19 protein-coding genes are annotated in these 24971 nt (G+C 24.6%); 3 read left to right on the top strand and 16 right to left on the bottom strand.

Annotated features, from left to right (window positions below; genetic code table 4):
• Window positions 1–150 precede the first annotated feature (150 nt).
• Entirely contained in the window at window positions 151–699 is a 549-nt protein-coding gene (locus SLITO_RS02340; RefSeq protein ID WP_075058180.1) for a DNA-3-methyladenine glycosylase I, read from the top strand.
• 1 nt (window position 700) lies between these two features.
• Here SLITO_RS02340 and SLITO_RS02335 read toward each other — a convergent pair whose 3' ends face one another.
• From SLITO_RS02335 to oppB, 14 genes are all read right to left on the bottom strand, one after another.
• Window positions 701–1504: an SDR family NAD(P)-dependent oxidoreductase gene (locus SLITO_RS02335; protein ID WP_075058179.1), complete on the bottom strand. Its 804-nt coding sequence runs from the start codon at window positions 1502–1504 to the stop codon at window positions 701–703.
• Window positions 1504–2178 (bottom strand): CDP-diacylglycerol--glycerol-3-phosphate 3-phosphatidyltransferase, encoded by a 675-nt coding sequence (pgsA, locus tag SLITO_RS02330; RefSeq protein ID WP_075058178.1) that lies wholly within the window; start codon window positions 2176–2178, stop codon window positions 1504–1506. The genes SLITO_RS02335 and pgsA overlap by 1 nt, the downstream gene beginning before the upstream one ends.
• Window positions 2179–2257: 79 nt before the next feature.
• Complete coding sequence (locus SLITO_RS02325; protein WP_075058177.1) at window positions 2258–3208, bottom strand: hypothetical protein; 951 nt, start codon at window positions 3206–3208, stop codon at window positions 2258–2260.
• A gap of 72 nt (window positions 3209–3280) precedes the next feature.
• Entirely contained in the window at window positions 3281–4936 is a 1656-nt protein-coding gene (locus SLITO_RS02320; protein ID WP_075058176.1) for a DNA/RNA helicase domain-containing protein, read from the bottom strand.
• 20 nt (window positions 4937–4956) lie between these two features.
• On the bottom strand, window positions 4957–5466 hold the full coding sequence (locus SLITO_RS02315; protein ID WP_075058175.1) for a hypothetical protein: 510 nt from the start codon (window positions 5464–5466) through the stop codon (window positions 4957–4959).
• Between the two features lie 56 nt (window positions 5467–5522).
• Window positions 5523–6449 carry a carbohydrate kinase family protein gene (locus SLITO_RS02310; protein WP_075058174.1) on the bottom strand — a complete coding sequence of 309 codons (927 nt, stop codon included), beginning with the start codon at window positions 6447–6449 and terminating at the stop codon, window positions 5523–5525.
• Between the two features lie 2 nt (window positions 6450–6451).
• Window positions 6452–7903 carry a glycoside hydrolase family 32 protein gene (locus SLITO_RS02305; RefSeq protein ID WP_075058173.1) on the bottom strand — a complete coding sequence of 484 codons (1452 nt, stop codon included), beginning with the start codon at window positions 7901–7903 and terminating at the stop codon, window positions 6452–6454.
• A 13-nt stretch (window positions 7904–7916) separates the two neighbouring features.
• The gene (locus tag SLITO_RS02300) at window positions 7917–9821 is read right to left on the bottom strand and encodes a PTS transporter subunit EIIC (RefSeq protein ID WP_075058172.1); all 1905 of its coding nucleotides are present in this window, start codon (window positions 9819–9821) and stop codon (window positions 7917–7919) included.
• Between the two features lie 21 nt (window positions 9822–9842).
• Window positions 9843–10541, bottom strand: coding sequence for a GntR family transcriptional regulator (locus tag SLITO_RS02295; RefSeq protein WP_075058171.1), 699 nt, complete (start codon window positions 10539–10541; stop codon window positions 9843–9845).
• A 201-nt stretch (window positions 10542–10742) separates the two neighbouring features.
• A complete protein-coding gene (locus SLITO_RS02290; protein ID WP_075058170.1) occupies window positions 10743–12989 on the bottom strand; it encodes an ABC transporter substrate-binding protein in 2247 nt (748 codons plus the stop codon).
• Window positions 12990–12994: 5 nt separating this feature from the next.
• Window positions 12995–15160, bottom strand: coding sequence for an oligopeptide ABC transporter ATP-binding protein OppF (oppF, locus tag SLITO_RS06215; RefSeq protein WP_075058169.1), 2166 nt, complete (start codon window positions 15158–15160; stop codon window positions 12995–12997).
• 16 nt (window positions 15161–15176) lie between these two features.
• The gene (locus tag SLITO_RS06210) at window positions 15177–17102 is read right to left on the bottom strand and encodes an oligopeptide/dipeptide ABC transporter ATP-binding protein (protein WP_144416397.1); all 1926 of its coding nucleotides are present in this window, start codon (window positions 17100–17102) and stop codon (window positions 15177–15179) included.
• Between the two features lie 10 nt (window positions 17103–17112).
• Complete coding sequence (gene oppC / locus SLITO_RS02270) at window positions 17113–18081, bottom strand: oligopeptide ABC transporter permease OppC (RefSeq protein ID WP_075058168.1); 969 nt, start codon at window positions 18079–18081, stop codon at window positions 17113–17115.
• 11 nt (window positions 18082–18092) lie between these two features.
• Window positions 18093–19322: an oligopeptide ABC transporter permease OppB gene (oppB, locus tag SLITO_RS02265; RefSeq protein WP_075058167.1), complete on the bottom strand. Its 1230-nt coding sequence runs from the start codon at window positions 19320–19322 to the stop codon at window positions 18093–18095.
• An 80-nt stretch (window positions 19323–19402) separates the two neighbouring features.
• On the opposite strand from oppB, the gene SLITO_RS02260 reads away from it, so the two are divergent.
• Window positions 19403–19870 (top strand): hypothetical protein, encoded by a 468-nt coding sequence (locus SLITO_RS02260; protein ID WP_075058166.1) that lies wholly within the window; start codon window positions 19403–19405, stop codon window positions 19868–19870.
• 369 nt (window positions 19871–20239) lie between these two features.
• Here SLITO_RS02260 and SLITO_RS02255 read toward each other — a convergent pair whose 3' ends face one another.
• Together SLITO_RS02255 and SLITO_RS02250 are read right to left on the bottom strand one after the other, a co-directional pair.
• Window positions 20240–21022 (bottom strand): DDE-type integrase/transposase/recombinase, encoded by a 783-nt coding sequence (locus SLITO_RS02255; RefSeq protein ID WP_075058165.1) that lies wholly within the window; start codon window positions 21020–21022, stop codon window positions 20240–20242.
• Window positions 21023–21511: 489 nt separating this feature from the next.
• Window positions 21512–24391 (bottom strand): cation-translocating P-type ATPase, encoded by a 2880-nt coding sequence (locus SLITO_RS02250; protein ID WP_075058164.1) that lies wholly within the window; start codon window positions 24389–24391, stop codon window positions 21512–21514.
• Window positions 24392–24585: 194 nt separating this feature from the next.
• Here SLITO_RS02250 and SLITO_RS02245 point away from each other — a divergent pair, with 194 nt between their 5' ends.
• A complete protein-coding gene (locus SLITO_RS02245) occupies window positions 24586–24969 on the top strand; it encodes an SGNH/GDSL hydrolase family protein (RefSeq protein WP_075058163.1) in 384 nt (127 codons plus the stop codon).
• The last annotated feature ends 2 nt before the right edge of the window (window positions 24970–24971 follow it).

Genomic DNA, 24971 nt, shown 5'->3' with positions numbered 1-24971 from the left:
ATATTCCTTTTTAAAACAATACATAAACTTTTTAGTTTAAATAAAAATAAAAAATATAAATTTTATAAAATAAAATTTTTTTTATAAAAGATTTAAAATATATTTATATAAAATAAATAAATTTATATGTCTCAAGAGAAAAGAGTAAAAATGAAAAGATGTTTGTGAGCGAATAAAAACGAAGAGTTAAAACGATATCATGATTTAGAGTGAGGAGTTAAAACTTTTAATGATTTAAATCTATTTGAAAAATTAACTCTTGAAATTATGCAATCAGGACTTTCTTGAAATATTATTTTAAATAAAAGAAATTATATGATGAAAGTTTTTGATGGTTTTAACTTTGAAAAAATATCAATGTATAACAATGACAAACTAATGCAGTTTTTAAACGATAAAAATTTAATTAAAAATAAATTAAAATTAACAGCTATGGTAAATAATGCTAAAAAATTTATATTAATAAGAAATAAATTTGGCTCATTTAGCGAGTATATTTGATCTTTTGTAAATAAAAAACAAATTATAAATAATTATAATAACCAAGACGAAGTCCCTTCAAAAACTACTTTGTCTGAATATATAACAAAAAATTTGAAACAACAAGGTTTCAAGTTTATAGGACCAATAATTATCTATTCTTTTTTACAATCTGCAGGTTTAATAAATGACCATATTAATTCTTGTTTTAAAAAATAATTTATTTTCTTTTTCTTTGATAATTATAAACTGAATTTAATGTTCATGACATTGGAACTCATTTAGTAATTTTTTTGATAAATTTATTTGATAACCCAGTTACTACATAATTTTTATTTTTAGTTTTAATAGCAATTTTTAAACTTTTTTTTGCGTAAACTGAAGTTTTCATTACTTTTATTGAAGATTTGTATTTTGCGTTTTTTTGGTTACTACTTCTATTTCAAAAATCGGTTTTAAGAGGTCCTGGGCAAACAGTTATTACTCTAACTTTGGATTTCATTTTCTTTAATTCTGTATTCACCGCAACACCTAAAGAAAAAACATATGCTTTTGATGCATAATAAGATGCAAAAACTGGAGCGGGAGTGAAAGATGCCATAGATCCAACATTAATTACTCTTCCAAAGTTTTTTTCAGAAAATCTTTGTATCATTTTTTTAGTTAGATAATGTAGAGATTTAATATTTAAATCAATCATATTCATTTCTCTATCTATATCACTTTCACTAAAAAAACCTCAAACTCCATATCCGGCATTATTAATAAAAATATCAATTTCATACCCAATGCACTTATCTACAATTTTTTTATTATTTTCAAATACACTTAAGTCATAATCTCATCTTTGGATGTCTCTATTAGAGTATTCTTTTTTTAAAATTTCTAAACTTTCTGTATTTCGCGCAATCCCAATAAGATTATAACCAAGTCTTAAAAGTTCTTTACAATACTCGTAACCCAAACCTTTACTAGCTCCTGTAACAACTGCATATTTATTATCAAGGTTTTTACATTTAGGCATTATTTTTTATCTCCACTATTATTGCCTTTTACATCAAATAATATTTTTCTATTTTTATACATATAATTCAAAGCAGAAACAATACATAATATTGTTGTTATATACATGGGTATCATTACAATTTGATTAATTCATCCATAGTTATCATACATTCCATTATCATTTGCACTGCCATTAAAAAATCTATAGCCAACAAAAAATAGAATTGTTAATCCAATCATTTCAAAAGTTGCTCTGTATTTGCCAAGTTTATCAGCTGACATTATTGAATTATTTGATGCAAGTATTTGTCTTACAACATCAATTAAAAAATCTCTACATATTAATATGACGCACATTCAAACAGGGATAATACCTGCTATTGAAAAAACAATTAGAACGCTATTTGTCAATAATTTGTCGGCTATTGAGTCAAAAAACTTTCCAAAAGTTGTCACTTGATTATACTTTCTTGCTATATATCCATCTAATGCATCAGTTAAACTTGCAATAATAAATAAAATTCCGGCAATCAAATAAAGATAAGGTAAACTATAGTTACCAAAAACAATTGCTTTATTAAATACTCCATATAATAAATTTGCATCATTATTAAAATTACACAAAATCATTAAAACAATTATTATAGGTATTAAAGCAATTCTAATTAATGTTATTTTATTTGCTCAGTTCATTTAAAACTCCTTATTAATTAATAACAATATAATTATAAACTTTTATTTAATTTATATCTAATATAAAAATATACAATCTCTAATTATTTCTAAAGTAATCTTCTAAAATTAAACGATAGTAATTCACTTTTAATATTTGATCTTCATTTTGGTTATGCATTAAATCTGGGTGATATTTTTTAGACAGTTTTCTAAGTTCAATTTTAAAATCATCATAGCTATTATCAATTTTAAGTCCAAAAAATATTAATGCATTTTGAATTTCTTTATTGACGTGAAATGCATTTATGTTACTAATGAAATTTTCTAAATAAATTTTATATCTTTTAGAGAAGCTATTATAATTATTAAATAAAAAGTTTTCATTCAATAATGAATTTACTAAATTTTTATTTTTGGTAGACACGTTATGATCTATTAACGACATACACAAATTATTTAACAGATGATTTATATAATATTCTGTAATTTTTATAACTTCTCTTATAAATATTTTATTTTTTATATACTCATTAAATGCAGAAATGTTTTCATTAATTCCATTAATTATCGTTTTACTAATATGATAAACAAACTTATAAAAACAAACTTTTAATAAAGAAAAAGAAAATTTATTTAAAATATCATTATTAATAAATATTGAATCAAATTCATTTGATTTAATTAAAGTAGGAAATTTATATATATTTAAATAACAATTCATAATTTTAGTTTTAAAGTTTTTTATATCTATACTATTAAAAAAAATATTGTCTATATTTATTTTTAATGTTAGATCATAATATACTTTTGCTAATTTATCAAAAAAAACATTATTACAATTTATTTCTTTTAATTTATTGTTAATAAAATGAAACTTATTAAATTTAATTTTTATGAAATTATCATCATCATAGTTTAAAAATCCAATTGTATCATCATCACTAAACAAGTCTTCAACATCATCAATGTTTTCTTCTCTTAGAGAGTTAATAAATTTATTAACTTGTTTTTTTTGATTTAAATGTTTTTTTTCTCAATCAACAGACATATTTTCTTTCAACCTATATATTGTTAAAATTATACAATATAAACTTTATAATTTACATTAAAAGTGTTTAAATTAATTTGGATTTAATTTTTTATCAATAATTTTATATAAATTTTCATCTTCACAATATATATATGCTCCTACAAGAGCTCTTGTTAGAAGCGTTCTTAATCTATTCGTTTTTATTTTATTTTTAAAAGAAATATAATTACAATTATTAATTTTTATATTTTTAGATAAATATATAATCACATAATCAACTTCTAAACCATGAACATAATAAATACTTGCAATTTCATTCATTCTATAATGTGAATTTAATCAATTAACTTCAAATAATTTATCGTTATCATCAACACTAAAAGCTTTTATTGCTAGATTTTTATTACTTGAAGCTAACTCTATTAATTCTTGATGCATTTTACTTTGATTATTAAATAACTTTATGTTTGATTTTAAATTATTAATATAATTATCAGATTCTGAAAACAAAGAATCAACCATTGATATATATTCTATATTATTTAAAAACCTAATTTTATTATCTAACTTATATTCAAAACAAGTTCCATCTGGATATTTTTCTTTGAATTGATTAATAATTCATTTTTTTGTAACATTGTCTCTAGAATTTATTTTTTGTTTTTCATCCATACATAATATAACTGCCTTAGAATATTCCATTGCTTTAATAATTTGATTCATTGTAATTCTTTGGGCTTCATCTAACAACATAATTTGGTTTTGTTTTTTAAATTTTTTTTCTATGTAACTTGATGGTTTAAATTTGTAACCTTCTGCTAAATGAGCGTTTACATTTTTTACATACGTATGGTTTCTTGCCATAATATAACTAACATCTTTATACTTATTAATATTTTTAAAGTATAAAAATAAATAGTATAAAAAAATAGTTTTTCCAGTACCCGCATCACCTTCAATTATAAATAATTTTTTATTATTATCTGGTGCTTTAACAACTGTTTTAATTTCTTTTGCAATTTTAACTTGCTTATCAGTTAATATAATTTCCTTATCATTAATTTTATTTTTTAAAACAGACGTTGTTTTATAACCTCTCAAATATTTTGTTTTTTCATAGTCGTTAATAAATTCACTTCTTTTAGCATCTTTAAATAAATTTGACAAGTATTTTGAAAACTCTATTTTTTCATTTTTAAAAAAAAATTTTAGTTTGTTATCTTTAACTATTCAATCGTTATTATTAATATTAAGTTTTTTCTTATCTGCTATTTCTTTTTTTAAATCATGTAAGTAAGCTATTCCAATAATTTCAAAGCAAAAGTCTGGATTATTATTTGTTGAAATTGTATTAAAAAAATTAATATATCTAATTATTTGTGATCCTAAATAACCAAATTCTTCAGTTCCTTTTCTTAATAAAATATCATTCTCTTTATTAATTCTCATAAAGTTTGAGTGTTGTTTCAATTCAATAATTGCAACTTTTTCTACTTCATTAACTTTACCAACTATTATAGCATCACATCTAGATTCACTAAATTCAAACTTATATTCTAAATAAATATCTACATTTTCATTTAGATTTGACAGTATAATAACGTTTCATAATTCTTTTAACGAAACTTTTCATGATGAAATTTCGCCTTCAGATGCATTTTTATATATATCTGGGAATATTTGTTCAAAATCTTTTCAAAGAATATCATCTATAAATTGTTTTATATTATTTTTATAACATATCATAAAAAATTCCCATCTTTAAACTATTTATTATTAATATTATTTTTAATAAAGTCAATTACTTTTATTATATCTAATTGTTTGGGTTTTAACTTACCTTTATCATTAATTCCCATATAATTTTCTTTATAATATTCACAAAAAAAATTATATTGATCTAAATCAATAGTTATAAAAAGATTTGCAATTTCAAATCATGATTTTACAGTATTGTAAGGAATAAATTGTTTTAAATCTCATTGAATAATACATTCTAAAAGTAAATATTCGTCAGTAGTTACATCAACAAAATCATTATTAATCGAGTAACATAAATGAAAGCTATTTACATAATGATTTCTTGACTTCATTTCCTTTATTCAAAATGATAATAATAGATTAAAATAATTTCTACCTAAATCTAAAAATGGTTGCATCGCACGGTTATTAGGATTTACATTTAAGCAATAATCATACATACCAAATTCTTTTCTAAGTGCTGTAAGTGTATTATCTGGTGCATATTTTAAGAGTTCATGCGGTAAAATTCTCAAATAAGTGTCTGCTTGTATAAAAGTATTTTATCATTCTAAACAAAAAAATAAAGAAATTATTCTTTATTTAAATTATCTAAAAATGTTATTGCACCAATATATCTAACTGCATTATTTGCAAATATATTTGATTTAGAAACAATGTCTATTATTTTTTCTTTAGAAGAGTTTTGATTTATATTTTCATTAACGTATTCATTAATTAAGTTTGATATAAATGCATCACCAGCTCCAGTTGTGTCAACAAGATTATCACAAATCTTTACTGGAACATATAATATTTCACCGTTTCAAACACACATTGTATCTTCACATCCACGAGTTATACAAATTAGACTTTTATTATTAAGTTTAATTAAATGTTCTAAGGCTTTTACCTCATCTTCTATTCCTGTTACAAGGATTAGTTCTTCATCGCTAAGTTTAATCAAATCAGCTGATTCAATATATTTTTTACAATGAGTTTTAAATTCTTCAACTTCATTAGGAGTTGTTCAAAGCTTATCTCTGAAGTTTGGGTCGAAAGATATTTTGATATTATTTCTAACAGCAAGCTCCAACAACATTGAATATGATTTTTTTAAATTGCCTTCTAAAAAACCTGTTGCACTTCCAAAATGGATTAAATCAATTTTATTAAGTTCATCATTTTTGTATTTATTTAAATCAAACTCAGCATCACTATTTCTGATAAATTGAAAGAATCTTTCCTTATTTTCATCTAAAGTTACTTTTGCAATTGTTGTTGGTTTATTTGAATTTTGAATAAAATCTTTTTTCACGTCATATTTATCTACATATTTTAGTATTTCATCTTTATATTCATCATTCCCTAAACTACCCATAAAGTAACTTTCATTTGTTCCAAGAGCAGCTATTGAACAAGATACATTAAAACTAGCTCCACCCACTTCTGCTTTTACACCATTTTCATCTGAATATACATCCATTAAAACTTCACCAATAGATACAATTTTTTTCATTTTTAAACTTCCTTTAACTTGTTTTCAAAAATTATGTTATTTCATTTATATTTATATGGTTTTAATTGAAAGACACTCGCTTTTAGGTTTTCAATATCAACTATATTATGATTTTTTATAAAAAACTTAACAGAAATTGCTTGTTGACCTTCATTAACAAATATTTCTATGCAACTTCTATCCACCAAAATTCTTAAAGATTCAATTTCTAAGTTATTAAAATCAATTTTTGGAGGTAGGTTTTCAATATCATTATAGTCCATATTACTTCTATCAATAACAAAATTTTTATTATAATTTGAAATTTTTAATTCTTTATTTTCGCTTTTTAAATAAATACTAAAGTCTTTATTGTTAATGTTATCAGACACTATTTCAACAATTCCCTTATCATATTTGTACACATTATTAGATGAAGTTATTTCATTTTCTCTTAAATTATCAATTTCTTTAATTGGATATTGGTAAAGTTGATTATTTTTTGTAGTTAATTGTCTAGGGATAGTCAGGTTGTTACTTCATGTGGTTAATTCTGGTGGGAATGGATTTGATTTAGAGTTACCTAATCAACCTAGCATAATAACTCTATCTTTAACGTTTGCAAAAACTTGTGGTGCATAAAAATCAAAACCTAAATCAATTTTTTTTAGATCACTAAGAAAACTAAAATCGCCCTTTTCATCTATTTTTACTTCTCTATATTTTACAAAATGACTTCCTTCAACTAATGGAGCATCTTGTTCAAAACACGCAAATACATATTCTTTATCTTTTATTTGAAAATAATTTGGACATTCAACCATATAAGAGTTTTCACTTTGGCCTTCATCCAATTCTACATCTTTTAAATAAACTCAACTGTTGTTTTTAAATTCATATAAACTTAAAATTCCTTGTTTTTCTATTGTTTGTGCTCCATTAATCATAAATAATTTATTATTTTTTTCAAAAACAACTGGATCTCTAAAATGCCCAGTGTATTTAGTTAAGTCACATTCAAACAATAATTCTTTTTGTACAATTTTATTTTTTAAATCTATAAAAGCTTTTAAAGTATAGCTAGTTCTATCAACAGCATTGAATTTTATATTACCAGTGTAATAAATTCCTAGATCACCATTTTTGTTTACATAAGCACTTCCTGAAAATACACCATCTTTATCATATTTATTAGACGGAGTTAAGGTAATTCCTTCATAAGTATAATTGATAAAATCTGTAGTTGTGTATAAAGCTCATGATTTATTATAATGATATATACTAAATGGACAATTTTGCATAAATATGTAATATTGACCATTAAAATATGCTAAACCATTTGGATCATTTGTTGAACCACAAAAACCAGTTAAATGAAATTGATTATTATATCAATCTTTTTCTTTTTTATCGTGAAGTTCTTGAAAATACTCAAGATTTGATTCATTTATAATGCTATGTTTTTCTCAATTCATATAATCACCTTTTTTATTTATTCTTTTTTCTTTCCTTTTTAAGATTTTCTTTATATTCTTTTCATTTTAAAGGGTCAGTCTTAAGTTCGCTAATCCTTTTTTTATGAGCTAATTTATCTTCTTTTTCTTTTTTAGCTTCAGCTTTTTCTTTAGCTCTTAACTCTCTAACCTCTTTTATATAATTATCATACTTTTCTTTATCATTATTTAGTTTTTCTTCTTTTTTCTTCAATTTTTCTAAAGATGTTTCCATTTTCTTAATTTTCAACTCATGATTAGCAATACTTGTTTGTGTTTTAAAAGTAGATAATTGATTTTTAAAGTTTTCAAATTTTATTTTAAATGAATCAATGTTTTTTTGTGTAACTTTTTTCCCTGCTTCTCAATAAAAGAAAAATGTTAATGCAAATGCTACACCGAATGATAATAAATTAACAACAATTATAAGAAGTAAGTTTTTAATATTACCTGTATATAAAAGTAGACCTGGTAATACAGTTACCCCCATACCTTTACAAGTAACACTAAATATTCCTGCAAATAATCCACCTGCAAAACCACCGACCAATGCATATATAAATGGTTTTATTTTAGGTAAATTAACCCCAAAAATTGCAGGTTCTGTTATACCAAATGCAGTCGATATTACAGAAGATATTCCTAAATTTCTATGTTGTTTTGATTTTGATTTTAATGCAACAGCTAATGCAGCTCCACCTTGCGAAATTATTGATGCTGTTCAGATGGCATTAAATATTGATCCAGTCATATGTCCAGTAGCATCTGGAATATTACCTTGAATAACAAGTTGCATTTCTAATCCTTGAAGGATTTGATGACAACCTGTTATAACTATAGCTTGTAAAATACCAGCTACAATACCCGTTCCAATTCCAAATGGTAATTTTAAAATAGCAGTAGTGGCAATTAATATTCCTTGTTCAACCTGTAATAATAGTGGCCCTAAAACTATAAGCGCAACTAATATAGAAACTACAATAGTTAAAAATGGTGTAAAAATAATATTTACTGATTTTGGCATTCAAGTTTTAATTCATCTTTCAAGATATGCAACACCAATTCCTATAATCAATGCTGGTAAAACAGATCCTTGATATCCAGTTATAGGTATAAACCCAAGTTTTATTGGGGTTGTTTCTGGTATAATTGATAATCCTGTTGTTGTTTCTCAAACTTTTTCTCAACCATCACCTTCAAATGATTTTCTAAATTCTTCTTGTGCATTTCACGTTGCTATTGCACCTTTATCAGGTAATAGTGGGCTTATAAGCATAAGTCCAATTATTATACCTAGCACTGGACTTCCACCAAATTTTTTTACAGTTGATCAACAAACCAAAACTGATAAAGAACTAAATGCAGTCTTTGTGATAATTTCAATTATTTTTCCCATTAAGGAACTTGAATTATATTTAAAAATCATTTGGAATGTTGCCGCAACACCCATTGCTAATCCAGCAGCTACAATTGCTGGAATAATTGGTAAAAATATATCTCCTAGAGCTTTCATACTTAACTGTATTCAAGCAAACTTACCGCCTTTATTTCTTATGGCTTCTTTGTTTGCTTTTGCTTTTAATTTAAAGTCTTCATAACTTTCTTTTTTATTAGTTGATTCTAAATTATCATTATTTTCAAGTTTTTTATATATTTTCTGTACTTCACCATAAACAGTTTCAACAACACCTGTACCCAAAATTATTTGTAACTGATTTTGTGTTCAGTTGGTACCTTTTGCAATTGGTGATTCTTTAATTTTGTTAATATCCACTTTGTCTTTATCAATTACGTTAAATCTTAATCTTGTTACACAATGTAAATATGAACTAACATTTTCTTTTCCGCCAACTGCCTCATAAAACCTTTTGGCTTCTTCAGCATAATTTACTTTCTTCATAGATTTCCTTTCTAAATATAATTATTTTCTTCACTCAACAAAGTTTCATTCAAATTGTTCAGCTTTATAATAACTTTTTCTGAATTCAAGTATTTCTCCAAAAATATCATAAACTCTTCCTTGATCAAGTATTAAACCTTCTAAATCACTATCCATTTCTTCAAATTCAGATATTACTTCTTGTAAATGTTTTGTGTATAATATTTTTTTAGTTGCATGACTAACAATTGAATTTGTTTTATTTTCTATAAAATTCATTAAACCTTTTTCATTTAAAAGTTTAAGGGTTAAACCTAAATATTTATCTTTAAGGACATAACTAATTTGAAATAGTATTATTTTATTGCTATTTGATCATCTAATGCATTTAATTTTATATAGAATTGAATTTTCTAAATAACCACTTTCTAGCGACAAATTTTTATCACAAATTACTTCACTAAAATATATGTATTTATTAATAGAATCTGGAAATAATTCCCTAAAACTAAATAACAAATTGTTAGTAATCTTGTCTTGAACAACAAACCCTTTACCATTAACAGGTTTAACAATTTTAAGTTCAATTAATTTATTGAATGCAATTCTTATTGGTTGTTCAGAATATTTAAACTTTGTTTTTAACATATTTTGACTTGGTAAAACTTCACCTGGATGCACTTTATTTTCACGAATTAAATACATCAAATAATCAAATACAATTTCTCACTTTTTATCCATTAATTTTTATCCTTATCATTGAATTAATTATACAATGTATGGTTAATTTATAAAAGAATTAAAATTGTATTAATATGTTTAAATATATTATTGTTATTTTTATTTAAAAAATAAATACCTATAATTATAAGTTTTATAAAAGATTTCATATTTTTTATAATGGAAAATAAAAAAACAAACTTATTAAAGTTTGTTTAAATATTAAGATCATATATCTGGGTCTTGATATTTAGTTTTATCTTTTGAAACTTCTTCTTTTTTAGCTAGATATTCTTCTCTTAATTTTTCTATTTCTTCATAAGAAAGTTTTGTTTTGTCAAAGTTATAGTTAAATAATTTATATTGACTTGTACCATAACCAGTTCTTGACAATCTAAATGGTGTAGAAGGAGATATTGAAAATGTCATCGCAGGTGCACTTCTATAGACTGGTAACATAAATGTATCTTTATAAAGTGTTTCAACTTCTAGTTCTGAAAGTTTAGAATATCTTACTGAACTTTTTGATGTATCAACATTATTTTTATCATAATCTTCTAAGTTTTTAGTGAAATTAAATCTATCAACAAATAGATCTGATACTCCTGTTTCATCTTCTACAACAATTTTTTCAAACTCTTCTTTATTTTTACTTTTTAGAGATTCATATGCTTTTTTAGCATCTCCATCCCCTTTTATATCTTCATATGTTTGGAAATTAAACAATCTTGAAAGACCTATATATAAATCAAGGTCACCACCCAATTTTATTGTTCCTAGATATGTCATTGGATCAGCATAATCAGGGCTTCAACCACTAAATTCAAGGTCCATTTTACCATTAGATTTTAATTGGTTATACTCAGTATCTGTAGTTGGTGTTTTTTCAACTATTTCTATTGGGTTATCAGGTATTTCATTAAATTCAGTATACATATCGTGTAAGTATTTACCACTTGTGTTTGATAAGACTGGGTTTTGTAAAGCGATTAATTTTATTTTTCCTGAAGCTTTTTTAAGTACTTCGTCTTTGTCTATAACTTCACTTTTTAATTCTTGGGCTTTTTTTTGACGAGCTACTTTTAATTGGTTTTTATCATTTACTACTTGTTCCCCATATACTCTATTTCTTAAAAAGTCAACACCATCAGCCAAGTCAGAACCTTTTACAGAACTTTCTGGTGATAATATTTTGTTATAAGAGTTTGCAAATATATCTTGATAACTTTTACCTGTTTCATCACTTACAAATCCTTCGCCAGGAACATATGTATTTCTTAATTGTGATGATATATTTTCATGTCCTTTATCATATGGTTTTGAATAATAAGTAACAAATTTTGTTCTATCTAATGCAGATGCTATAAACTCTCTAGTTTTTGAGTATTGTAATAATCTTGATGAATTTAAAGTTCTAGCTTTATCATCAGCAGATCCACTTAAATATTCACTATTTAAGTAGTTAAAGTACAATGCCATTGAAGATACTGTATTTGGAGAATCAGTATATTTAACCATACCTGGTGTTTTTTTAGGAGCACTTACTTCTTCTCCAACATATTGTGATCAACCACTTGCATCGTTTGCATTTAGTGTAAAACTGTTTATTGTTCCAGCTTTATACAATTCTCTAGAAGTAGAAGCAGGTCCTTTGTTAAATAAATATCTAACTCTGTCTAAATTAGTTTTATCGGCAAAATGATAATTTTGGTTTTTATCTAATACCATTTTACTATCTTGAACATATTCAGATGGAACAAATGCACCTGAATAGTATCCTTTTCTATAGTCTTTATTTATTGTTGAGTCAACTAATACTTGACTATGTATTGGTGAAAACACTGAATAAGTAAGTAGTGTTTCAAAATATGGCGCTGATTTTTCAAGTTCAAATGTAACTTCTCTAGTTGATTCATTTACTTTTAAACCTAATTTACTTTTATTACTTTCAAATATTTCATCAAAATTTGCAGATGGTTTATTCGCTAGGTTATATATCTCAGCAGCGCCTTTTATAAATTCTGCTCACAATGGATAAACCTCAGCATTATTGCTAGGGTTTAAAACATATTTAGCTGTGTTTAAAAAGTCATTAACTGTTATATCTGAGACTTTATTTCCTTTATAATCACTTCAAGTTGCATTACTTCTAAGTTTATAAACCCATGTCTTAGATGAGTTTGACTCTGTTCCTACTTTATTATCTTTTTTATAATCAACTGGTTCAAATAAGTCACCATATTCTCTTCCATATTGGTCAGTTGATAATGGGTTAGCATTTGTATTTGCTAAAAACTCAAAATCTCATGCCCTCATACTTTGAGCAGTAACTCAGTTATTTGGGTTTGCTGAAAAAGTTGTTATTAAAGTTTTTTCTGGATCTTGTACTTTATTACCACAAGAAACTATAGCACTAACTGGCGCTGATAATACTGATAGCGACATTAGTGATAACATTAATTTTTTCATAAATTTTACCTTTCATTATTTTTTTTAATATTTTTATAGTTATTAAATTCTCTCTCATTTAAATAAGCATAATGATTTTTCTCAACTTCTTTAAATTGAGGTAAGTCGAATATATAATCAAAATGCTCTTTGCTTGGATCATAAATAAAACTTTTTTTATTTTTAGCAAGTGATGGCTCTGGTTGAGGAATTGCTGATAATAATGATTTTGTATATGGATGAATTGGATTTTTAAACAATTCATCCGCTTCAGCAAGTTCAACTATTTGACCATGATATATAACTGCGATCCTGTCAGTTATAAATCTGACAACACTTAAATCATGAGCTACAAATATGAATGTAATCTCTTGTTCTTTTTGAAATTTTTTAAATAAGTTTAATACTTGAGCTCTTATCGATACATCCAACGCAGAGATTGGCTCATCTGCGACAATTATTTTTGGTTTAAGAATAAGAGACCTAGCTATACCAATCCTTTGTCTTTGTCCTCCTGAAAATTCATGAGGATACCTTGATAAATGCTCTGGCAGTAATCCAACTGATTTAATTGATTTTAATATTAGATATTTTTTAATATCTTTATATTTAACCTTCTTATAATCATTTATTTTTACATTATTGTTTTGATTATAATAATTTAAATATTCTTGTTTAACTTCATCAGACTTGTATAATTCCTTAAAGTTTATTAACCCTTCACCAACAATTTCTTCAACAGCCATTCTATCATTTAATGAAGAACCTGGGTCTTGAAATATCATTTGAATATTTCTTCTATTTTCTCTTTGAATTTTTTTACTTGTTGTTTTGAATACATAAGATTTTTTTACTAACTTATCTATCGAAGGTAATTCTAAAAATTCAATAAATTGTTTAAGATTTTTTATTTCATCATCAGACATATTTATGCTAATATTTTTTCATGAAAAATATTTATCTAATAATTCATCATCTTTAACAACATCTCTTTTTATAATTTTAATAATATAATTAATTTCTTCATCTAATGAAGCTATTTCTTTATCACTCATTTTTTTTCTACTTGCAACCAACTCCTTTATTTTATTTTCATAATCTGTATTTTTTAATTTCAAAATCAATTTATCTAACAACTCATAATTTAATTTATTTGATTTGTAGTAATTTATAATTTTTTTACATACTGAATAGTTTATATTTGATTCAGATCAAAAGTCCCTAATAAAAGTATTAATTATTTCTATTTCTTTATTGTCAACATTTGAATTTTTAATTTTATTTAACTGGGAGTGACACTCCTCAATAAAATCTTTTCTAGATACATAAACCTTTTTATAATAACTTGGTAACTTTTTATCTTTAATTCTTACAGGAGCTGTTAACAAAGTAGTTTCATATTGGATAACTTTTGCACTATTTATTGTTTTTATAAGCTCCTTATTATTTGTAATAACATAATCAATATTCTTAAAAAGGTTACTCATTAAATCTAGAAAATTATAATTTACATTTTCTTTATCTTTTGTTTTGTCTATAAATGAATTAGTTGTTTTATAAATATCTTCAACTTTTATTTTTATACTTTCGATTAAATCAATTACTTGATTTTGTTTATGTAAAATTGATTCTTCAAGTTCTAAAGGGATTTTAGGAATTTGCACATGTATATTTTTTACAAACCTAACTATCCTTTCTTGATTTTTTACTATTTCATTTATAATTTTTAAACTAAATTTATACATCTCATCTATAAAAACTATTTTTTCAAAGTTTATTTTTTTTATAAATTCTTTTTTTGATATTTCAGATAAATTTTTATTATTTTCATATGTTTTTTTTAAGTCTAACAATAAATACTTTAAATATTTTGTTACTGAATAAACTTTATTTTCAAAATCCTTTAATTTTAAAGTTATAGAAGAGTTTAATTTATGAAGGCTTGCAGATCTACCAGCAATAATTACGTCGTTCATATAAATTGCACCGTCATTTAATTTTTGTACACCTACAATTGATCTAGCAATAGTTGTTTTACCACTTCCAGATTCACCAACCAAACCAAAGATTTCGCCTTTTTGAATATCTATTGTTGTTTCATTAACTGCTTTTAATTTTTTTCCTTTGTTTCTAAAAACAATACTAATATCTCTAATTTTTAAAAATGCATTGTTTCTTTTTAAATTTGACATAATTTTTTTCCTTCTATTAATCTTCAATTTTACTTTTTAAGTTATTTAAAACCTCGGGTTTTTTTGCACTAGGTGCTCTTTTATCTAATAGTCAAGTTTTTGCAAAATGAGTCTCACTAACTTTAAACATTGGTGGTTCATATTTTTTGTCAACTTCTAAAGCATAATCACTTCTTTCTGAAAATGCATCTCCTTTTATAGGTTTGAATAATGACGGTGGTGAACCTTTTATTGAATATAAATCTTTACCTTTTTCACCAAGTTGTGGTAATGAAGAGAGAAGTGCTCATGTATATGGGTGTTTAGGATCATGGAATATTTCATCTGTTAATCCATATTCAATAATTTGTCCAGCATACATGACAGCTACTCTATCTGCTAGTTTTGCAACAACTCCTAAGTCGTGAGTAATAAATATTACTGTGAATTTATATTCTTTTTGTAAATCTTTTATTAAATCTAATATTTGCGCTTGTATTGTTACATCCAATGCTGTTGTTGGTTCGTCACAAATTAAAATATTAGGTCTTGCGGCAAGTGCAATTGCAATAACAACACGTTGTCTCATACCACCAGAATATAGTCCGGGAATATCTTTGTATCTTTTTTTTGCATTAGGTATTCCAACTTTTTCTAATAATGAAATTGCTTCTTTTTTTGCATTCTTTCTTGACATTTTTAATTTTTTTCTTAAAACTTCAGTGATTTGAAAACCAACTGATAACAAAGGGTTTAACGAAGTCATAGGATCTTGAAATATTGTTGCTATTGTTTTTCCTCTTAAATTTCTAATATCTTTTAATGATTTAAATTTTTGATATATTCCTATATTAAATAATTTATAACTTTTGTTGTTTAAAAATTCTTGGAAATCATTTACTCATGCTATATCTTTTTGAAATATGCCATTAATTATTTTTTCTAATTTTATTTCTAAATCAAAGTTATATTCTTTTGTTGCAAAGTAAGATAGAAAACTAAATATTTTTTTATTATTAATAAATTTATATTTTTTATTTTTAAATAAATTTATTAATTCTTTTTTTAATTCTATGTTAACTTGAACTAAAGAATCTTTACTATCTAATTTATTTTTAATTTCTGAGTAAAAACTATTTAAATTATTTTCTATATATAATTTTTGAATTTCTACAAAAGTTTTATTTTTATATTTAGAAATAATTGAACTTATAAAATCATACTTATATTTTTTAAATAAAGCTTCAGAAATATTTAATTCTTTATTATTTTTATATTTTTCTGTAAAGGTTTGTAAAAACTTTTTTGTACTATATATTTTATATTTATTAAAAAATGATAGTCCTTTGTATTTTCTTTTATTTAATTTTATGTTGAATAGGAGCTCTTCTTTTTTTAAATCGTATTTACTTTTTTCATCAGCATTTGTTATAAGATCTTTTAACTCATTAACTTCTTTTAGTTTTTTTTCTAAATAAGTTATTTTAAAATTTAATTTATTGCTAGAACTAAATTCGTTGTTTTTATTAATTAAAACTTGAATTTTATTTTTTAAGCTACTAATTATTTTTTCTAAACTTTCATAATTTAATTTATTTATTCTTTTTATTTCTTTTTTAGTTAATTTTAATTCTTTATTAAAACTTTTAATAAATGTTTTTTTTGTATATTTATCAATTATATTTTTTTGTAGATCAACTAAATCAACAGGTTCTTTAAAGTAACTTTTAACTTCAGGATTTGGATTATAGATTATTGATCCATCGCTTATAAAACCATTTGCTTCTAACATTCCAGTAAAGGTTTTTGTAATAACTGATTTTCCACTTCCAGATTCTCCAACAATTGCAAGTATCTCTTGATCATATACATCCAAGGAAACGTTTCTTATTGCTGTTAAGAATTTTTGCCTGACTTGAAATTTTACTTCAATATTATTTATAGATAGTATTTTTCTTTCCATAATTATTTCCTTATCTATGTAATTTTGGATCTAATGAATCCGCAAAAATTTTCCCAACTATAAAGAATAGTAATGAAATTCCTCCTATGAAACCTACAGGAATCAATATTAAATGAGGATATAACTGCCAGTTAGTATCAACTATAATTTCATTTAGAATTGAACCAAGAGAAGCTTCATAAGTTATATTTTTAACAAAACCGAATTTGTAATATGATAGCAATGAGTCCAATGCAATTGCGTTAGGTATAGCAAATGAAGCTGTTTGAATAATTATAGGAAGTATTTTAGGTAATATATTTTTTACCATAATTCTAGGACCTCTAGTTCCCATTATTTTTGAAGCAACGTTATATTCTGCATTTCTGACAAGAATAGTTTGAACCCTAATTACAGTTGCCATACCAATCCAACTTGTTATTGATATCGCAAACACTAACACTCAAATAGTTGATTTACCATTATACAAAAATATTATTAACAACCATAATATAAGCGAAGGTATTAATGTAATAAATCTAATAGCTTCTATAAATAAAATATCTAGTTTTGAATAATACCCTCATATTAGCCCTAAAATTATTCCTAACGATATTTCAACTGCAGCAATAATAATTGTGAATAATAATGTTGATCTTGTTCCGACTCAGATTTTATTTCATAAATCCTCACCCATTAAACCAAGTCCAAACAAATGTTCTGAACTTGGACTTTCAGGCCCTATTCCCGGTCTGTCAGTTGGTGTTGGCACCGCTCCTTTAGCAATGGTTGCAACCATGGCCAAGAACACAATCAAGATTATTAGTGCTATTATAAAAACTTTGTTTTTAATAACTGTTTTTAAAACCGACTTTCAGTAACTATACGGTTTTGAATCAATAGATTCAACTTTAATATCTTTTTTTTCATTTGAATAAGTAAATAAAGATTCATCAATTTTACTTATATCAAAATTTTGTTTTATATATTTAAATTTCATAAATCTCCTTACTATTTCGAACTTAATTTAATTCTTGGGTCCATTAGCACCATAATCAAGTCACTTGATAGTGATGCAAACACACCAATACCGGCAGACATAGTTATGTATCCTAGAACCACAAATAAGTCACTGGTTGAAACACCATTTAATATATATTTACTCATACCTGGAACTGACCAGAAACTTTCAACTAATATACTTGATCCGAACAATGATAATACTAGTGCGGCTGGTATTAATCTAACGATTCTTATACCTGCGTTCCTAAATATATGAACATAAAAAATATATGTTGAACTAAGTCCTTTAGATTGTGCAAACCTAGTGTAGTCTGCAGTCATTTCATCAATTATATATCTTCTTGTTTCTATAACTATGCTTGGCATAATTAGAAGTACTACACCAATAATAGCTAAGAAGTTTGTATAATCATTTTCTTCTCATCTTCCAGCCGAGTCTAAGTATTTTATTCCTATTAATCAAAATATAGAAATTAGTATTGTAGCTGGTGTAGAAATCAATATTAAAAACAATCAACTTATGGTACTGTCTATTGGTTTTTCTTTGTTTTTTGCAGCGATTATTCCAATAGGAACACCAAATAAATATGATAACGCTACTGCAGAAGCGCCGATTGTAAATGATAATGGGATTGCTTCTTTGAAAGCATCGAAAACTGGATAGTTAATTATTCCATTGGCACTATTAGATATCAATCCTAATCAAAATCATTTTCTTTCAGGCTCACCTCAAACAATTCCTAAGTGACTAACTTTTATTGGAAGCGAGATGTCCTTTGGTATAAAAAATGTAATATTTTTTCAATAGTTTAAAATTTGGCCAAACATCGGACCATAAACCCCTAAAGCTATCTTCTTATTTTTTACTCATTCATTTCAATCATCACTATCTGGTTTTACTGGCGGGTGCGCATAGTTGAAATCATTCATAATTGATTTATCATCAATTGATGTTGTCATTAATACATAAACAACTGCGATTGTTATGTATAAAGTTATAAATGCATAAACAATTCTTTTAAGCGAATATGTTAACAATGGTGTTTTTTTAATGAATTCTTTATTAATATTTGAAAACTTTAAAAAAATATATTTAGCATATTCAAGAAATGCTCTCTTATCTTTTGTACTTGAGACTTTATTTTCAATGTTGTTAATTAATTCATCTATAGCTTTTTTTTTGCTTTCATGATTAACATCATTTTTATTTGTTTTCATAATAACCTTTCTATTTTAAAATTACATTGTGTTAATATTTTTAAATTAATATATTATAATAATATTTTGGGGGTGTTAAAGTGAACAAAAATAATAAACAAGATATAAAATCTTTAAAAAAATCTATTAAAGAAGATCATAAGAATTATGTTGATGGAAAAATTGATGAAATGTTTGAGAACCCTGTTCAAAAACTTTATTCTTTTAGAAGTTCCAAAAAGCTAAAATTTTACGATTACTTTATTGTTGCTGGACTCGTTTTAGTATCAATTGGTATTTCATTTTTAATTTCTATATATGGTTTTAAAAATATCAATAAAACAGAATGAGTTTCAGCTGGTTTTACAATTTTTACTTTGCTAGCAGCAATAGTAACAGGTTGAGTTAAAAATAATTATGTTGCAAAATTTTTTAATGATAAACGTAGACGATATCAAACAACATTATCTACTGAAGAAGGTTTTATGCGAAGAATTATTAAGATTTTGCTTTTAACTTTTTTAACCTTATTAGTAATTACAATTATTTTTATATTCACTTTAAAATAATTTTTTTTTTTTTTTTGTAAAATTTCTCCTCTCTACTTATGAAGGATAGCCATAAAAAAACTCCTGTTTGTGAAACTTATCACAAACAGGAGTTTTAAATTAAAAATTTACATAGCTACTCTCTACTTATACTTTATTGTTTCAACGAAAAATATTTACTTTTATATGACAAAATCATAATACTTTTGGCATTATTTTTAATATTCAACTTAGTATTCATAGCTAAACTGAAAAGTAACATATTTTCGTTTTCCTCCATAATAATTTTATGATACCACATTATATTTTATTTTTATATTATTTTTTATTTTTTTAAAAATATATAACTAATCTTGAATTGTGCTGTAACCTTTTTCCGGACACTTTTTTTTATAACTTTATTCTCCTTTCATTATAAAATTTTGAGTATAAATTAAAATTATATACATATTCTTCAATTGATTTATATTTTTTATTCTCTATTATAGCTTCTCTTTTTAATACGCTTCAAAAGCCTTCTATATAACCATTATCAGTTGATCTACCAACTCTAGACATGCTTATATTTAAGTCAAAATTCATCAGCATTAATTTATATGTATAGGATTTAAACTCTGAACCATTATCAGAGTGAATAACGCTATTTGGTTTAAAAACTCCAAGCTCATCAACCATTTTTAAAAATGATTCAACAACAAGTGATATACCTTTTGATGTCTTTGTAATTAATCCATAAATTTTTTTATGCTTAATATTATAAAAACCACAAGTGTAAAGTCTTGATTTATTAATAACTTTTTCTGTTATGTCAACACTAAAAACATCGCCAAATTTTTTCAAATCTGCGTTTGTTTTTATTAATTTCTCATATTTACCAACTTTTTCTATGTGATTTGTTGTTTTCTTTGGGTTTTTGTAATTATTTACTTTAAAATTTGAAAAAATCATATATCTTCTTATTTTTTTATGAGAGCATATATTATTTAAATCAATCACTAATCTTCTTGAACCATATGTTTTCCCAGAATCAATAAAACTTTTCTCAATATTTGATAGTAATTCATAATCTATATGTTTAAACTTTGGTTTTTTATTTTTAATTCAATCATAATAAGTTGATTTACCTAGTTTTCTTATTTTGCAAAGTTTTCTTATTGTTATTTCGTTGCTCAAATTTTTTTTATTGTATACAACAGTGAATTTATATATGCAAAGTTGTCACTTATTTACTTTTTTTTATTTATTAACCTTGTTAAATCCGAATACATTTCATCTCTTAATTCTTGATCATTAAGTTGTTTTTTTAGTTGTTTATTTTCTTTTTGTAAACTTTTAAGTTTTTATTCTAAATGTGTTTTTGAATTATCAAAAGCTTCTTCTCCAAATAAATTATAGTTTTTAACTCAATTTCTTAAACTAATTGATGATAGTTTATAACTTTTTTAAAAATTTTCGTATTTAGAATTACTTTCTAAAAATAATTTACATATTTTTATTTTTTCTTCTTTAGTGTATCTTTTCATAATATAACCTCTTTCCTTATAATTTTATACTCTTATTTAGATTAATTTTAAATTATGTCCGGAAAAAGGTTACACTACATAACTAATCTTGAATTTTAAATAAAAAAAATTGAAAATTTGTTATAGATTTATATACAAATTAATCAATATTTTTTGTTTTTTGTCTTTTTTTAAGTTTTTTAAGCTTGATATCTTCATTTACAAATTCTTTAGAAATAAGTTGATTTCTTCTTCATGGGTCTGGTAAATAGTGATAACTAAAAAATATAATTCCATCTAGAATTAACATTGCAAGACCAGGAATGAAAGAAATTAAAACAGCAAATAGAATTAAATATCAATTTTTTGTTGTGTATTCATTCAAAGTTGGTAATTTCATAACCTCGCTATTAAATACGGGTATAAATATTATTAAAATATTTATTGCAATTGAAACAAAGCTAGAAATTCATAATGATTTATTTGGAAGTACATTTACTTTTTTACTTGATTTTCAGTTTGATAATTTTATAAAATTTGCAAAAAAACATGGAGCACTTGTAATTGTAACAAACATTGTAAGTCTACCGTGATTTTGAATTAATGACTTATTAGCATAACTTATATCCGATGATCTAAGAGCTTCGTATCAAGAAGTATATTTATTATCTGTTAAAGCTAATACCTCAGCCTCAGTTGTGTATATCATACCAATGTAAAATGATCCAATTGTTGCAATTGATAAGAATACAATAATTTTTGCAAAAGTGAATCAAAGACCTTGTAGAATCGGATTTTTACCTTTGATTGGTTTTACTTTCATTAATGTTGGGTCATTAGAACCCATACCTATTGATAATGCTATAACTGATTCAACAACTAAATTCATCCATAATATGTTTGTTGCTTCAAGAGGAGAAATGGTATTAATTGTTGAAAGAATAAATATAGCTAGAACATTTGCTAAATTTACACCAATAATAAATGAAATTGCTCTTTTTATTTTTTGATAAACATTTCTACCTTCATTTACACCTTTTATAATTGTTTCAAAATTATCATCTGTTAATATAACATCAGCAGCTTCTTTTGCAACATCTGTACCAGTTATCCCCATGGCTACACCAATATCTGCTTTTGCTAAACTTGGTGCATCATTAACTCCATCACCTGTCATAGAAACTATATAATCATGTTTTTTAAGAGCATCAACGATTCTAACTTTATGTTCTGGATTTACACGAGCAAAAACTTTTATTTGCTCTATGATTTTTGCTAGTTGATCATCATCCATTTTATTTAAATCATCAGAACTTAAAACCTCTGTTTGATTTTGTGCTAAATCTAAATCTTTTGCAATTGCCAAGGCAGTTGAAGCATGATCTCCAGTAATCATAACAACCCTTATACCAGCATTATGTGCTTGTTGAACTGCTCTAACAGCACTTTCTCTAACCGGGTCTATCATTGCAACAGCAGCAACAAAAGTTAGTTCTTTTTCTAATAAATTTTTATTATTATAGTCTTTTATATTTTTATATGCAAAACCCAATACCCTTAAAGCATGCTCTGATAATTCTTGATACAATGACATCATTGAATTAATATCTTCACTTGTAATTGATCTAACTATTCCATTAACCATTATATTACTACAAACTTTTAATAATTCATCAATTGCACCTTTAGTAAAAACAACATTTTCATCGTCGATTAGATTGACGGTTGTCATCATTTTTCTTTCACTATCAAAAGGTATTTCAAAAACCCTTTTTCATTTTTTTCTAGCTAATTTTTCATCATATTTATGAATTTCTGCATAGTCAACTAGAGCTAGTTCAGTTGGATCTCCGATTCTTTCTTCGCCTTCTGTAATTGAATCATTACATAAAACTAGTGCCTTCATAAAAAAATCTTTGTGGGTTTCATTTTTATATAAGAATTTATTTACATCCTCTATTGAATTATTAATTATTAACCTTTTTACAGTCATTCTATTTTGAGTTAGTGTACCTGTTTTATCAGTACAAATATAATTTACACTTCCTAATGTTTCTACTGCTTGTAATTTTTTTACAATAACATTTTCTGATGCCATTTTTTTTGTACTTAAACTTAATGTTATTGATACAATTGCTGCAAGACATTCTGGAATTACACCAATAGATAAAGTTATACCTACCATTAAGTAATTTACTCATGCACCTTTATTTCCAACAAAAAATAATGTAATAAATATTAAAAGACCTATTAAAACACTTAGACCAGCTACACAATAAGTAAATTTATTTAATTTTTTTTCTAGTGGTGTCAATTCTTCATCACTATTATTTATCGATTCTGAAATTTTACCAATTTCTGTTTCTTTAGCAATTTTAATTACAATACCTATTGCCCTACCATTTGTTGTAAATGTTGACATGAAAGCAATGTTTTTCATTTCTGCAAGAATATCCGTATTATTAGTTATTTTTAAATGCGTTTTTGCCACAGGAATAGATTCACCTGTTAATATTGATTCATCAATAAAAAGATCACTTTGTTCAATTATTCTTAGATCTGCAGGTACGTATCTTCCAGCTTCAAGAACAACAATATCACCAATAGTTAATTCGCTTGCAGGAATTTCTTGTTGTTGTCCATTTCTAATAACAACCGCTATTGGTTTTGATAGACTTTTTAAAGCATCTGTTGATTTTCTAGCTTTTATGGTTTGTATCGTTTCTAAAATTGCATCCAATAAAACAATCGCAACAATAACAAAAGCATCAATAAATTCTTCAACTTCGACTTTTCAATCGTTACTTAAAAGCTGTGCTATTACAGAAATTACAGCAGCAATAAGCAAAACTAATAAAATTGGTTCTACAAGAGCTTTTAAAAAAATTAAAAATCAATGTTTTTGTTTTTTTGTTGATATTTCATTTTTTCCATATAGTTTATAATTTTCTTCTAATTGTTTACTAGATAGACCTTCTTCTAAGCTAACTTTATATTTTTCTTGTATAGATTTTGCATCTGACGACAGATAATCTTCCATAATTTTAAATTTCACGTTCCTTTGCTTTAAAAAATTATACACTTTTACAATAGTTAAAACTATAAATTTTAATATAATTTTTACTTTTTAAATGTAAATTATATATTTATTCTAAATATCAAAATAATTTAGTGTTTTCTCAAAAACACTAATAATTTGTTAATATTATTAGTGTTCTATCTAAGGAGAATTATATGAAATTCAAAAATTTTTATGTTTTAGGTAACAGTTTAAGTGATGCTGGAGGTTATAAAAGTATTGCACAAGTTATTTTGAATAAAACAAAAAACAAAATTAAATATGAATTTGGGGGGAATTTTGAAATTTCTAATAATTATCCTTCATATTCAAATAGAACAAGCGCTGTAGAATGAGTTAATTATTATTTAGGATTTGATTCGCCAATGAAACCAGGCGGAGCAATGTTTTTAAACGAAGATAATATTAATGGCAGAAATTATGCTATTGGTGGTGCAAGATCACATAGAGATATTTCGATTTCATTTAACGAAATCAATATTATTGATAAAAAAATGAGTGCAGATTTAAATTCTCAAACTGATTCATTAATAGAATAAAA

This window comes from Spiroplasma litorale (assembly GCF_001267155.1).
In the GTDB taxonomy this organism is placed as follows: Bacteria; Bacillota_I; Bacilli_A; order Mycoplasmatales; family Mycoplasmataceae; genus Spiroplasma_A; species Spiroplasma_A litorale.
This window is presented reverse-complemented; position numbering and strand designations above follow the sequence as displayed.